This is a genomic window from Hymenobacter ginkgonis, from assembly GCF_009755225.1.
Lineage (GTDB): Bacteria > Bacteroidota > Bacteroidia > Cytophagales > Hymenobacteraceae > Hymenobacter > Hymenobacter ginkgonis.
Genome location: NZ_WQKZ01000001.1, coordinates 673509 through 687018, shown reverse-complemented (window position 1 = coordinate 687018; position 13510 = coordinate 673509). Strand labels below are relative to the sequence as shown.

10 protein-coding genes and 1 riboswitch are annotated in these 13510 nt (G+C 59.0%); of the genes, 6 read left to right on the top strand and 4 right to left on the bottom strand.

Annotated elements, in window-relative coordinates:
- Positions 1–19 precede the first annotated feature (19 nt).
- From GO988_RS02660 to GO988_RS02650, 3 genes are all read right to left on the bottom strand, one after another.
- Positions 20–910 carry a sugar phosphate isomerase/epimerase family protein gene (locus GO988_RS02660; RefSeq protein ID WP_157561978.1) on the bottom strand — a complete coding sequence of 297 codons (891 nt, stop codon included), beginning with the start codon at positions 908–910 and terminating at the stop codon, positions 20–22.
- A gap of 81 nt (positions 911–991) precedes the next feature.
- Positions 992–2707: a GMC oxidoreductase gene (locus GO988_RS02655; RefSeq protein WP_157561977.1), complete on the bottom strand. Its 1716-nt coding sequence runs from the start codon at positions 2705–2707 to the stop codon at positions 992–994.
- Positions 2694–3266 (bottom strand): gluconate 2-dehydrogenase subunit 3 family protein, encoded by a 573-nt coding sequence (locus GO988_RS02650; RefSeq protein ID WP_157561976.1) that lies wholly within the window; start codon positions 3264–3266, stop codon positions 2694–2696. The genes GO988_RS02655 and GO988_RS02650 overlap by 14 nt, the downstream gene beginning before the upstream one ends.
- 538 nt (positions 3267–3804) lie before the next feature.
- Here GO988_RS02650 and GO988_RS02645 point away from each other — a divergent pair.
- Positions 3805–4293: a nucleoside deaminase gene (locus tag GO988_RS02645; protein ID WP_157561975.1), complete on the top strand. Its 489-nt coding sequence runs from the start codon at positions 3805–3807 to the stop codon at positions 4291–4293.
- 123 nt (positions 4294–4416) lie between these two features.
- Here GO988_RS02645 and gyrB read toward each other — a convergent pair whose 3' ends face one another.
- On the bottom strand, positions 4417–6438 hold the full coding sequence (gene gyrB / locus GO988_RS02640) for a DNA topoisomerase (ATP-hydrolyzing) subunit B (RefSeq protein ID WP_157561974.1): 2022 nt from the start codon (positions 6436–6438) through the stop codon (positions 4417–4419).
- A gap of 655 nt (positions 6439–7093) precedes the next feature.
- Here gyrB and GO988_RS23715 point away from each other — a divergent pair.
- The 5 genes from GO988_RS23715 to GO988_RS02620 all read left to right on the top strand — a co-directional run bounded on the left by GO988_RS23715 (position 7094) and on the right by GO988_RS02620 (position 13473).
- On the top strand, positions 7094–7255 hold the full coding sequence (locus GO988_RS23715) for a hypothetical protein (RefSeq protein WP_198172481.1): 162 nt from the start codon (positions 7094–7096) through the stop codon (positions 7253–7255).
- Between the two features lie 94 nt (positions 7256–7349).
- A complete protein-coding gene (locus tag GO988_RS23710) occupies positions 7350–7802 on the top strand; it encodes a Kelch repeat-containing protein (protein ID WP_198172480.1) in 453 nt (150 codons plus the stop codon).
- Positions 7717–8310 carry a T9SS type A sorting domain-containing protein gene (locus tag GO988_RS24530; RefSeq protein ID WP_198172479.1) on the top strand — a complete coding sequence of 198 codons (594 nt, stop codon included), beginning with the start codon at positions 7717–7719 and terminating at the stop codon, positions 8308–8310. Before GO988_RS23710 ends, GO988_RS24530 begins: the two co-directional genes overlap by 86 nt.
- A 228-nt stretch (positions 8311–8538) precedes the next feature.
- Positions 8539–8628: riboswitch (SAM riboswitch) on the top strand.
- A gap of 445 nt (positions 8629–9073) precedes the next feature.
- Positions 9074–12112 (top strand): SusC/RagA family TonB-linked outer membrane protein, encoded by a 3039-nt coding sequence (locus GO988_RS02625; RefSeq protein ID WP_157561971.1) that lies wholly within the window; start codon positions 9074–9076, stop codon positions 12110–12112.
- 14 nt (positions 12113–12126) lie between these two features.
- Positions 12127–13473, top strand: a complete 1347-nt coding sequence (locus GO988_RS02620) for a RagB/SusD family nutrient uptake outer membrane protein (protein WP_157561970.1) — start codon at positions 12127–12129, stop codon at positions 13471–13473.
- Positions 13474–13510 lie beyond the last annotated feature (37 nt).

Sequence of the window (13510 nt, the reverse complement as noted above, 5' to 3'; positions counted from 1 at the left end):
GCGCCCGCGCTACTACCAGCTAGCTCCTTCTGGGCGCAGCCAGCAAGTTCTTTTTAATGTAGGCGGCGCTTTGGGCGATGCTCTGGTAGGCATTCATTGCAAAGTTTTCTTGCTCCATAAACACGTGCTTCAGCCCGGCCACCCCCGCGTAGGCCATCAGCTTTCGGTAGTCAATCGAGCCTACCCCCACCTCGGTGTTCAACTCGGGGTGGGCCTTGTCCATGTCTTTAATATGCCACAGCGGAAAGCGCTTAGGGTGGGCTTGCAGCAGCTTTACGGGGTCCTGCCCGGCCCGCACTACCCAGTACACATCCATCTCAAAATCCACCAAAGCGGGGTCGGTTTCTTTCAGCATGACGTCGTACAAGGTGGTGCCGCCCAGCACCTTAAATTCAAAGTCGTGGTTATGATACGCCAGCTTCAGGCCCGCCGCTTTGCACAGCGCCCCCGCCCTGTTGAGCCGGGCCGTCACGGTTAGGAAGTCGGCGGCAGTGGCGCGCACGTTTTCATCGAGGTGCGGCACCACCACATACGTTTGCCCGCAGGCCCGGGCCGCTTCGATAATCGGCTGGAGGCTCGCCTCGTTGCCGTCGTGCATAAACGCCCCAAATTCATAATGCCCGCTGGTAGTGCGCAGGCCGTTGGCCGCCAGCACCGCCTTAAACGCGGCGGGCGTCAAGCCCCAGAAGTGCTTTTTAGGGCTGTAGCCGTAAGTTTCTACCTCTTTGTAGCCGGCACGGGCCACTTTAGCCAGCACGCCCTTCACATCCTGGCCAATGTACTCGCGCAGGGTGTAGAGCTGCAGGCCCACTGGCAGGGGGGTAGGCGCGGCTAGTAGCCACGCTGGCTGGGCCCAAGCAACGGTAGAAAGCAGCCCTATTTGCTTCAGAAAATCGCGGCGTTGTGGCATGGTTATCAATATTTTGACAAGATAGCTGGGCACGGCGGGCGGCGCCTTACCCCCTCGGCAAAAGGCAAGGGGGTAGGGCTGCTACAGGTTTTGCTTTTTGAGTTCGCCCACGGCGTGGTCCACGGCGCGGGCCGTGAGGGCCATGTAAGTCAGCGAGGGGTTTTGGGTGGAAGTCGAAGTCATGCACGCGCCATCCGTGACGTACACGTTAGGGCAGGCGTGCAGCTGGTTCCACTGGTTGAGCAGCGACGTTTTGGGGTCGCGGCCCATGCGCACGCCGCCCATCTCGTGGATGTCGAGGCCCGGCGCCTGGCCCGTGTCACGGGCCTCTATATTGGTGAAACCCGCCTGGGTAAACATGTCGGTAAATTGCTCGAAGAAGTCCTGCTTCATCTTGGCATCGTTATCGTCATAAGCTACTGATACCGACAGCAAAGGCATCCCCCATTCGTCTTTGCGCGCAGGGTCGAGGCGCACGTAGTTGGTTTCCTTCGGAATGGTTTCGCCCATCATGCCCGCAGATATTTTCCAGGGGCCCAGGGCCGGCCGCTCCAACTGCTGCTTGAGGCTGGCGCCCAGGCCGTGCCCGGGCTGCACCGACCCGCGCGAGGCGCCAAAACTGGTAGCGTAGCCGCGCAAAAAGTCCGTTTCTTGCTTAAATACGTTGCGAAACCGGGGCAGGTAGCCGCCGCCCGCCGGGCTACGCCCATCGGTGGTGAAGTTTTGCAGGCCCTCATACTCCGCGTTCATCTTGGCGCTGTAGTTATGAAAGGCCACGAATTTGCCCAGCATCCCGCTGTCATTGCCCAAGCCCGCGGGGAAGCGGTGCGAAGTAGAATTCAGCAGCAACAAGTTGGTATTCAGCGCACCCGCATTCACAAATAATATGGGCGCATAATATTCCGTCGTCGCTTTGGTATGCGCATCCACCACCCGAATGCCCGTGGCCCGGCCCTGCTGTTCATCAAACAAAATGGTCTGCACCACTAAGTTAGGGGCCAACGTGAGGTGGCCCGACTTCAGCGCCCACGGAATGGTAGACGAATTGCTGCTGAAATACCCGCCGAATGGGCAGCCCCGCTGGCACAGCACCCGGTTTTGGCACTGCACCCTACCCTGCTCATAATGAATGGGCTGGGGCTTCGACAAGTGCGCGCAGCGCGCACTGATGACGTGGCGGCCGGGGTGGCTTTTCTGCAGCTGCTGCCGAAAATGGTCTTCCACGGCATTGAGGGGGTAGGCGGGCAAAAATTCGCCGTCGGGCAGCTCGGCCAAGCCATCTCGGTGGCCACTAATGCCGGCAAACTTCTCGACGTGGCTGTACCAGGGCGCCAGGTCGGCGTAACGAATGGGCCAGTCTACGGCAAACCCGTCGCGGGCCGGGCCCTCAAAATCAAACGCGCTCCAGCGCTGGGTTTGGCGGGCCCACAGCAGCGACTTGCCGCCCACCTGGTAGCCCCGAATCCAGTCAAACGGCTTTTCTTGCACGTAGGGGTGCTCGCCATCCTTCACCACAAAATGCATGGCGTCCTCCTTAAAGACGTAGCAGCGGCTCGCGATGGGATTGGCGGCTTGCACATCGGTGGGCACTTTGCCGCCGTGCGCAAATTCCCAGGGCCGGAGGTTGGTGGTGGGGTAGTCTTTGTTGTGCTGCACGTTGGGGCCACGCTCCACCACCAGGGTTTTCAAGCCTTTGTCGGTAAGCTCTTTCGCGGCCCAGCCCCCACTCATGCCCGAGCCAATCACGATGGCGTCGAAGGTGCGCGCTTTCACGCTATCGATGTTAAGATTGGCCATGGCTCGGCTTTGCTACGCGTAGGTTGCTCACGGGAAAATAGCCGTTGTAGCGGCCCGGCACCAGCTCATACACCACTTGCTTGGTCATGAAATACTTGCTGCCGGTGTAACCGTCGATGGTTAGTTGCCGCGCCGAGCGGTAAAAACCTACCACTTCTTTCGAGAACTGTTGTGGCTGCTGGTCAATGCGTTGCAGCAGGGCCAAGCGCTGCGGCGCGGTACCTTCCCCGAAGGCCTGCCCCATTTGCTGCTGGCAGGTCTCCTCCAGCTGCCGCAAGCCAGCCAAAAAGAGTTGCTGCTCCTTAGCCGGCGTGCAGTCATCAAGCATTTTCAGTACGTAGCGGTGCAGGCCCAAGTCTTTTGCCCCAGGCGTATCGGTCTTAGGAATAAGGGTTTCGCATACCTCCGCCAACAGTTGCTCTTCGGGGGCGCTCACCGCCACGTGCTTGAGGGATACCGTAGCTGCTTGGTCCGATTTGGTTTGCGACAGGCAGGCGGGCAGCAGGGTGGCTGCGCCAACCAGCAGCGAGAGGTTTTTAACAGCTAAGCGCCGGTTCATACTACGGTGGGGAAAGAGAGCGTAGCGCAAATTACAGTTTTTTCTGTATTTTGAAATACCCAGCACCGGGCGCCCCCAACCATTTTCTCCCTTCGCAACTGGTAGCTATTCGCCCTGAAAACCAGCGCAAACCAAGCGTTCTCATGCGCCGCTGGCCATGCCCCACCCCCACCAAGCAGCCTCAGCCAGCTCGTTAGGCAGGCAGCTTGTATCCGTTTTAGTAGGGGCAATACCTCTCAAAAAGTTAAGCTTTAACCCGGCAGAAAGGCACCTATAAAACCAGCATACTGGCAGTAGGCGCTACTTTTACCCTTCCTTATTGGGCGCCGTAAGCTTCGGCAAGGTGTTATTAGCTTACCCGCGGGGCATGAAAAAAGACCTATCCCAGAGGGATAGGTCTTTCCAACCAAAACACCTTAAAAAACTATTCTTTCACGGATGCACTAACAAGCTTAGAGGCAAAAAATTCCGTACTTTTCATAAAATAATTAATAGATTTTTACAACAAACTGATTTTCAAAGGCGAAAAAGTCTCAGTATGTCTTTAGATTCCCCTCAGCCTAATCCGGCGTTCATGCGCGAAGCCATCCAGCTATCGCTCGAAAAAATGCAAGCTGGTTTTGGCGGCCCCTTCGGTGCAGTCATTGTTAAGGATGGCCAGATTATCGCCCGTGGCTTCAACCAGGTCACCAGCACCCTCGACCCTACCTGCCACGCCGAGGTCGATGCCATCCGCAAGGCCTGCCAGGTGCTCGGCACGTTTCAGCTCGACGGCTGCGACCTCTACACTAGCTGCGAGCCGTGCCCCATGTGCCTAGGGGCCATTTATTGGGCCCGCCCAGCCCGTGTGTTCTACGCCAATACCAAGGCCGACGCGGCCGCTATTGGCTTCGACGACCAATTCATCTACGATGAAATTGATAAGCCGCTGCCCGAGCGGCGCCTACCTATGCAGCAGTTCCTGCGCGACGAAGCCCTGGTATCATTCGAGGCCTGGCGCGCCAAAGAAAGCCGCACCGATTACTAGACCCCGGAGTAGCGCGGATTTTTTAGTCGGCAAAAAATGGCCGCTACTTACCTGTCACAACGAAAAAGGCCACCCTATTGGGTGGCCTTTCTTGCGTACACAAAATCCGTAGAATCCGCGGTCTTACACGTCGAGCTTAGCGTACTTGGCGTTCTGTTCGATAAAGTCGCGACGGGGAGCTACTTCATCGCCCATCAGCATCGAAAAGAGGTGGTCGGCCTCAGCTGCCGAGTCTACCGTTACGCGCTTCAGGGTGCGGGTTTCGGGCTGCATGGTGGTAGTCCAGAGCTGCTCGGCGTTCATCTCGCCCAGGCCTTTATAGCGCTGCACGTTCACGGTTTCGGGGCGGCCGCGGCCTAGCTCGTCGGTAGCGGCGGCGCGGTCGTCCTCGGTCCAGCAGTAGCGCTCCTCCTTGCCCCGCTTCACGAGGTAGAGGGGGGGTAGGGCAATGTAGATGTAGCCGTTGTCGACTAGCGCCCGCATGTAGCGGAAGAAGAACGTGAGGATGAGCGTGCGGATGTGCGAGCCGTCAATATCAGCATCGGTCATGATGATGATTTTGTGGTAGCGCAGCTTATCAAAGTTCAACGGGCCGGTTTCGTTGCCCTCGTCATCGGTGCCAAACGCCAACGACTTGCGCTCGTTGAACGTGACCCCGAGCGCGGTAATCATGTTCTTGATTTCCTCGTTTTCCAGAATCTTGTGCTCCTGGGCTTTCTCTACGTTCAGGATTTTACCGCGCAGCGGCAAGATGGCCTGAAACGCCCGGTTGCGCCCTTGCTTGGCGGTGCCACCGGCCGAGTCGCCTTCGACCAAGTACAGTTCGCACACTTCGGGGTCCGAATCGGAGCAGTCGGCCAGCTTGCCGGGCAAGGAGTTAGAGCCCAAGATATTCTTGCGCTGCACCATGTCCTTAGCCTTGCGGGCCGCCATGCGCGCCTTAGCCGCCAGAATCACTTTATCCATGATTCGATTGGCCTGGTTGGGGTTTTCCTCTAGGTACTGCGCCAAAATCTCACCTACCACCGAGTTCACGGCGCCACTCACTTCGGAGTTGCCCAGCTTGGTTTTGGTTTGGCCCTCAAACTGCGGCTCCTGCACTTTTACCGAGATAACGGCCGTGAGGCCCTCGCGGAAGTCGTCGCCGGTGATTTCTACCTTGGCTTTTTCAAACAGCTTGCTCTTGTCGCCGTAGGCCTTCAGCACCCGCGTCACGGCCGAGCGGAAGCCCGCCACGTGCGTGCCCCCCTCGATGGTGTTGATGTTGTTGACGTACGAATAGACGTTTTCCTGGTACGAGGTATTGTACTGCAAGGCCACCTCTACCGGCGTGCCGCCCTTCTCGCTTTCCACGTAAATGGGCTCGGCGAGCAGCGAGGGACGCTCGGTGCCATCGAGGTACTTCACGAAATCGCGCAGACCGCCCTCCGAGAAGAACTCCTCGTAGCGGAAGCCCTCGGCGTTGACGTGGCCCGCGGCGCCGTCGCCCACCGGCTTTTCGCGGCGGTCGGTGAGGGTAATGCGAATGCCTTTATTGAGGAACGACAAGTCGCGCAAGCGCCCCGCGATGGTGGCGTAGCGATACTCCGTTTCGGAGAAAATAGTGGGGTCGGGCAAAAACTGCACCTGCGTGCCATGCTCTTCGGTATCACCAATTTCTTTTACCGGGTAGAGCGGCTGGCCAATGCTGTATTCTTGCTCGTAGAGGTGGCCTTTGCGGCGCACGTTCACCTTGAGGTCGATGCTCAGCGCGTTTACGCAGCTCACGCCTACCCCGTGCAAACCGCCCGACACTTTGTAGCTGTCTTTGTCGAACTTGCCACCGGCGTGCAGCACGGTCATCACCACTTCGAGGGCCGAGCGGCCTTCCTTAGCGTGCCAGTCCACGGGAATACCGCGGCCATTGTCGCGGACGGTAATGGAATTGTTTTCGTTAATGGTAACCTGAATTAGGTCGCAATGGCCAGCCAGGGCCTCATCAATAGAGTTGTCAACCACTTCCCATACCAAGTGGTGCAGGCCTTTGATACCCGTGTCGCCGATGTACATGCTGGGGCGCTTGCGCACCGCCTCCAGCCCTTCCAGCACCTGGATGCTATCGGCCGAGTAATCGGCAGGGGCTTTCTTTTCTATTACTTCACTCATGCGAGAGGGGGTTAAACTGACTGAAAAACCAGTCAGGAAGAGAACATCCAAAAGTACCTTTTTTATTCCATTTAGCCTACCATTTGCCCAGTTTTTTACTGGTATTTTAACGTATTAAAAAAGCCTTTGCCAGCACTGGCAGAGGCTTTTTTTTGGACTAGTAACCCAGTTTTTAGACCCAAAAAAAATACCCCTACTTTTATTCCTTTGAGTAGTTTTAAAACGCTTAATAAGTTTTAATCAATTCACTACGAACCTTATACCTTTTTAACACTACGCCTACTAGAGGCGATTTTTGCACCATCAGTCGCTTATTAACTAGTTATGAATCAATGTGTAATAATTCTAAAGCAACATAAATTTGAAGCATGTATCTTATTTTCATAATGTTATCTATTCGCCCGCTAGCCGCTCCCTCGTGAATTTTTTAGTATTTGCTCAACCTGCCGGGGTTGCCAAATAAGGGTGGCAACCCCGGAATTTACGGCGCTTATCGTTCTACAAGCCAGGCTCCTACATTCCGTGCTGGCACGGATGCGGGCTGCCGACTAAGGAATCATCTTGCGCATGTCTACAAGGCAGGGTTACTGACTGGCGCTGGCGCCTGCCGAAGCCCTTTACTTGCCTGGTATTCGCTCGTCAACCTCGCTACAGTATGTCTCCCTTGCTCGCTCGTCTGGCTTTCCTGCTGCTGGCTTTGGCTTGGATTAGTGCGGCCGCTCAAACCGCGCTCACCTTCACTGCCTCCGGTACCCATCAGATGGCGGACGCTACGGCATGGGCTACTGCCAAGACCAACGCTACTTCTACATGGTAGGGGCGGCAGTCCCGTCACGGCCTACACCAATGAGCTTTTTCGCTACGACCCCCTGACTAACAGCTGGGGCGGCGGGCCCCTGAGCAGCGGGCAGATGGGGGCACACCGCCTAGGCACAGCGGCGCTGCTCAGTCCCGTTTTGGGTGCCAGCTCGCTTTACGTGCTCAACGGGGCTACCAGCACCGGGCCGCTGCTAACTATGCCCAGCCTGCGCCCGAGCGATGGGGTACTGGCAACCAATTTCAGCAACCCCCTACCCGCCGCCTCGGCGGCGGTAGCTGTTTGGAATGGCCTGCTCTACGCCTACGGCGGGCAGCTGGCCAGCGGCGCCTACACCGACCAGCTCCGGGTTTTCAACCCCACGACCAGCACCTGGACGACCCTGGCCCCCGCCCGAGGCGAAGACCACGTACGGAGCCGCCGTCAACGGCAAGCTCTACGCCATTGGTGGCTACAACGGGGTGGTGAACTCGGCGCGCGTGGATGCCTACGACCTGGCCACCAACCAATGGCAGGCGCTGGGCACGCTGCCCACCACCGTTTCTAACCAAGCCGTAGTGGCCCAGGGCGAGTGGCTGTGGCTAGTCGGAGACTTCACCAACCAAGGTTACCTAGCTGCTTACAATACCCGCACCGGCCAGCTGCGCTCGTTCACGTCCAACCTGCCGCCACGCCGCAATGCAGCAGCCGCTATTTATAACAATAACCTCTATGTGTGGGGCGGCAACACGGCCGCGTCCAATGCCTCTACGCTGGCCGACATGTGGGTGGCCAACGTGAGCACGGTGTTGGCAGTGGACCCGGGCAGCGCCTCCCCGCAGGTGCACATCTACCCTAACCCTAGCTCCAAGGGCCTCGTAACGCTGGCGCTGCCCGCTGAGGCCCAGCAGGTAAGGGTACTTGACGGCCTAGGCCGGCTACTGAAGCTGGCGCCGCTCCCGGCCGGGCTCACGCGCTACGCCTTGGATTTGCGGGAACAGCCGGCGGGCCTGTACGTGGTGCAAGTACAGACGAAGAGCGGCCGCGTGGCAACGTGCCGGCTCGTGCAGCAGTAAGGCTTGGCCAAAGCTTTTTAGAACCCACTGCTTAAGCTGGCAAATCGGGCTTTTCACCTCAATAGCAAGAGCCCACTGCTACCGAAACCGATACCGGCGAAAAGCTTGCGCGCTGTAGCGCTCGGCCCATTTTGCTGGGTAATGAAGCAAAAGTGAAAAAATAAGTTGCTTTTCTGAAAAAGCGGCCCTTACCTTTGGCGAACCAACCCCCTGCTGACGACAGGATGGTTTTTATACAGAGGCGCGGAGAGACAGGCTCGATGAACCGCCGGCAACCCCCACCGTGTGGAATGGTGCCAAGTCCTGACCATATAAAAACAAGCTGCCGTGGATACTATCCTACTCCCCCAAGTTTCGCCTACCCCCCTGGTTACGCTGCGGCCGTGTTGTCGGCCGCTGGCTGGCGCATGTATGCGCTAGGCAAACCGGAGGTGTAGAGCGTCGTCTGTTTTTCATTTCGGGTTTGCCGTTTTTCGCGCTTCAGCTAGTTTGGCTAGCTGCAGTGCGCCTGCGTCGTGCAGGCAAGTAGCTGCTAGCTAAGATGTTTCGTCCGAAGCAGTAGCGTCCTTTTTTTGCGGGTAGACTCCTAAGCCCAGCCGGCTGCTTGTGCACGAGCGGCGTCGGGGGATGCGTCCGCCTGCTTTTTTCAACTGGTCTGGTCCCTCGCAAGCGGGCTAAGGAGTGCTGCTGTAGCAACCCGGGCCACGCCTTGCCTAGCCCACGCCGATTGCCGGCGCGGCCAGCATTCAACCCTTTTGGCTTTATGAAAAAAACTACCCTTTCCCTGGGGCGGGCAGCTGTGCTGGCCCTCTGCCTGGGCCAGGCTAGCCTCGTGGCGGCCCAAACTACCGGGGCGCCCCCGGCCGCTGGCACCGTCACCGACGGCGACAGCCATACCCCGCTACCGGGGGCTACGGTGGTGGTAAAAGGCACCACCCAAGGCGCTTCGACCGATGCCGATGGACGCTTTTCGCTGCCTGGCGTGGCCCCCGGAGCCACCCTGATTATCAGTGCGGTAGGCTATGCCAAGCGCGAAGTGAAGGTGGGGGCCGGTCCGCTCGACGTGACGCTACCCACCGACGTGCAGCAACTCAACGAAGTAGTGGTAACGGGCTACAGCGAACAGAACCGCCGCACGCTTACCAGCGCCATTTCGACCGTGAAGGGCGATGCGCTCAAGGACGTTCCGGCCGCCAGCGCCGACCAGCTCTTGCAGGGCCGCGCGCCGGGCGTGCAGGTATCGGCCAACTCCGGCGTGCCAGGCGGCGGCATCTTTATCCGTATCCGGGGTAGCAACTCGGTGAACGCCAGCAACGACCCGCTCTACGTGGTCGATGGGGTGTTTATCAATAACACCAACCTGGTGGCTACCGGCCTGGGCAACCAGGTGTCGTCGAATCCCATTGCCGATATCAATCCGGCGGATATTCAAAGCATTGAAATCCTGAAGGACGCCAACGCCACGGCTATTTACGGCTCGCGCGGGGCCAACGGGGTAGTGCTCATCCAGACCAAACGCGGCAAGGCTAACACCAAAACGCGCATCACTTTCGATACGTATCAGGCCACCTCGAAGGCGCCCAAAACCTACAACCTAGTGACTGGGCCCCAGCTAGCGACGCTGGAAAACGAGCGCTTTCTGAACGACGGCGGCAGTGCGGCACTGGTGCCGTACCGCTCGGTGGCGTCGGGGGGTAGGGGCACGCCCGAGGAGCAGCCCACCTACGACCGGCTGAACGACGTGTTTCGGCGTGCGCACACCCAAAGCTACCAGCTGTCGGCGGCGGGGGGTAGCGACAAAACGCAGTTTTACCTGGCGGCAGGCTACTTCCGGCAGGAATCTATTGTGCGGCCCAGCAATTTTGACCGTTTCAGCTTCCGGGTGAACCTGGATAACGCCGTAACCGACAAGCTGCGCATCGGTACGAGCACTGCCCTCACGCGCACCCAACGCAACGTGAGCAGCAACGATAACAACCCGGTGGGCGTCATCAACTCGGCCCTGTTTCCGCGCACCAACCTGCCGATTTACAATACCGACGGCTCATACGCCAAGTACGGCAGCTTCGATAACCACCTGGCCCTCATCAACAATCTGAACAACGACGCGGTGGGCACGCGGGTAATTTCGAACGTATACGCTGAGTACAAACTGTTGCAAAACCTAACCTTGCGCACGAGTTGGAGCATCGACTTCAACGACATGTACGAAAACAATTTCAACAACACGCTCATCTTGGCCGGGCAACCGCGGGGCACGGCTACCTCCTACCTCTCGCGCGACATCACCTTGCTCAACGAGCAAACGCTGAACTACCGCACCACCTTCGGCGAAAACCACGCCCTGCAAGCGGTAGTGGGCAACACCTTGCAGCGCAACACTTTCCAGCGCACGAGCTTAGCGGGGCAGCAGTTTCCGAGCAATGACTTGACGACCATCGCCTCGGCGGCGACCCAAACGGGTTCGTCGAGCCGCTCGCTGGCGGGGCTGGTGTCGTTTTTCGGCAAAGTGACGTACAGCTTTAAGGACCGCTACACGGCCGATGTAAGCGCCCGCGCCGACGCTTCCTCGCGCTTCGGCACCAACAATAAATGGGGCTATTTTCCGGCCGTGGGTTTGGGTTGGCGCCTCGGCGAAGAGCAGTTTATCAAGGACTTGGGAATATTTGATGAGCTGAAGCTGCGGGCTAGCCTCGGCCGCACCGGCAACCAGAATGGCATCGGCGACTTTGCCGCACGGGGCCTGGTGCAAGGCGGCGCCAACTACCTCGACTTGCCCGGCACGGCTCCTTTCCAGCTCGCCAACCCCAACCTGAGCTGGGAAACTACTCGGCAGTGGAACGCCGGCCTCGACGTGGCCGTGCTCAAAAACCGCCTGGCTTTGGAGCTGAATTACTACGACAAATCCACCACGGGCCTGCTACTGAACGTGCCAGTGCCGCGCAAAACCGGCTTCTCGTCGGAGCTGGAAAACTACGGGGCCGTGAGCAACAAAGGCATCGAGGCGCAGCTAACGGCCAATTGGGTCAATAACAGCACGGTGCAGTGGAGTACCACCTTCAATATTGCCCGCAATGTGAACCGGGTAGAAAAGCTGGCCGCCCCCATCACGGCGGGCTCGCGCGACATTTTCCGGCTCGAAGAGGGAGCCCCCCTCTACTCGTTTTGGCTCTACCACCAAACCCGCGTGAACCCTGAAAACGGCGATGCTGAATACCAGGACGTGAACGGCGACGGGCAAATAACGGTGGCCGACCGCCAGCTGGTGGGCAACGCTTGGCCCAACTACTTCGGCGGCGTCACCAACACTTTTAATTGGAAAGGGGTCGATTTTGGCTTCAACCTGTACTTTGAACAGGGCGCTAAAATCATGAATATGAACCGCTTCTTTCTGGTGCACGGCGGCACGCAGAGCAACATTGGCTACTTGAGCGACCAGCTCAACCGCTGGCAAAAGCCGGGCGACGTGACCGACATTCCGCGCCTAACTACCAACGCGGCGAGCAACAACTACGGCGGCGTGGTGCAAAACCTGAGCGACCGCTACCTAGAGGATGGCTCCTTCATTCGGCTGCGTACCATCACCTTGGGCTACACCTTGCCCAAAACGCTGGTTGGCGCGGCCCATCTCAACTCGCTGCGCGTGTACGTGCAGGCGCTCAACCTCTTCACTATCACGCCTTACTCGGGCCTCGACCCGGAAGTAAACTCCCAGAGCGGCGTGGCCAATACCAAAAACATCGACTGGGCCACCGTGCCCCAGCCGCGCACCTTCCAGGTGGGCCTGACGGTCGGATTGTAACCCTTATCAAGCTCATGAAACACTATTTTCTCCGCCTGCTCGTGCTGCTGCCCGCCTTGGGGGGGGTAGGCGGCTGCTCCAACCTGCTCGACCCCCAGCCCGTGCAGCAGCTCGCCGACGACCGCGCCATTACCGATGCCGCCAGCGCCCGCGCCGCCACCCTCGGGGCCTACGACCGCGTGCAGAACTACTACCAGCTCGACTGGCCTACTCTAGGGTTTTTGCCCGCTGACAACGTGCGTTTTAATGGCACGTTGAATCAGTACCTGCAAATCGACCAAAATGCGCTGAGTGCTGACAATGTGGTGATTGCTGAAACTTGGACTTTTATTTACCAAGCCATCAACGGGGCCAATAACTTACTGGCCGGCCTACCCGGCGTCAGTGACCCGCAGCTGACTACAACGGAGAAAAACCAGCTGCTGGGCGAAGCCTACTTTATCCGCGCCTTGTCGTACTTCGACTTGGCACGGGGCTGGGGCGGCGTGCCGCTGGTGCTCACGCCCACCCGTAGCAAAGAAAACGGCCAAGGCACCCGCCGTGCTACCCTCGCCCAGACCTACGACCAGGTGCTGGCTGACCTTACCCAGGCTGAAACCCTGCTGCCCGATGCCACCACCCGCAACCGCGCCGTGAAGGCTACTGCCCGGGGCCTGCGGGCGCGCTTGCACCTCTACCGCCAGCAGTGGCCCGACGCCGAAACTTATGCCACGCAAGTACTGAGTAACAGCGCCTACGCCCTGGTATCGCCTTACCGGGCCTTCTCCACGGCCCCGTTTCTGACCTCCGAATCGGTGCTGGAAATCAGCTACAGCAACGCCGACGCGAATACGATGTGGAACAACTGGTTTCCGAGCGCGCTGGGCGGGCAATACAATTTTCAGCCCGTGCCGGCGGCCATCACCCTGCTCAACGACCCGGCCGTGGGTGGCGGCCGCTCGGCGCTGCTAGCCAGCACGACTATCAACGGCGCGGCGGCCATCTACGGCAACCTCTACAGCCGCTCGGCCCAGCGCGACGACCCCAGCTACGTGCTGCGGGTGGCCGAGCTGTACCTGATTCGGGCCGAGGCCCGCGCTCGCCAAGGCAAGCTGAGCCTGGCCCTGGCCGACCTCAACGCTGTACGCATCCGCGCTGGGGTGCCCGCGAGCACCGCCGCCACCGCGGCCGACCTGCTGCTGGCCATCGAAAACGAGCGCCGCGTGGAGTTTGCCTTTGAGGCCGACCGCTGGTTTGACCTCGTACGCACGGGCCGCGCCGGCGCCGTGCTTGGCGTCACAGACCAGAAAAAATGGGTGTTCCCTATCCCCTACAACGACCTTGTGGCTGACCCAGACTTAGAGCAAAACCCAGGGTATTAACATACTAACTGCCAAACCAAAAAGGACGTTGTGCAGC

What these genes read in the sequence shown, in the direction of transcription:
- GO988_RS02660 (WP_157561978.1), bottom strand. Translation starts at nt 910, where the DNA reads ATGCCACAACGCCGCGATTTTCTGAAGCAAATAGGGCTGCTTTCTACC.
- GO988_RS02655 (WP_157561977.1), bottom strand. Translation starts at nt 2,707, where the DNA reads ATGGCCAATCTTAACATCGATAGCGTGAAAGCGCGCACCTTCGACGCC.
- GO988_RS02650 (WP_157561976.1), bottom strand. Translation starts at nt 3,266, where the DNA reads ATGAACCGGCGCTTAGCTGTTAAAAACCTCTCGCTGCTGGTTGGCGCA.
- GO988_RS02645 (WP_157561975.1), top strand. Translation starts at nt 3,805, where the DNA reads ATGTCTTTAGATTCCCCTCAGCCTAATCCGGCGTTCATGCGCGAAGCC.
- gyrB (WP_157561974.1), bottom strand. Translation starts at nt 6,438, where the DNA reads ATGAGTGAAGTAATAGAAAAGAAAGCCCCTGCCGATTACTCGGCCGAT.
- GO988_RS23715 (WP_198172481.1), top strand. Translation starts at nt 7,094, where the DNA reads ATGTCTCCCTTGCTCGCTCGTCTGGCTTTCCTGCTGCTGGCTTTGGCT.
- GO988_RS23710 (WP_198172480.1), top strand. Translation starts at nt 7,350, where the DNA reads ATGGGGGCACACCGCCTAGGCACAGCGGCGCTGCTCAGTCCCGTTTTG.
- GO988_RS02625 (WP_157561971.1), top strand. Translation starts at nt 9,074, where the DNA reads ATGAAAAAAACTACCCTTTCCCTGGGGCGGGCAGCTGTGCTGGCCCTC.
- GO988_RS02620 (WP_157561970.1), top strand. Translation starts at nt 12,127, where the DNA reads ATGAAACACTATTTTCTCCGCCTGCTCGTGCTGCTGCCCGCCTTGGGG.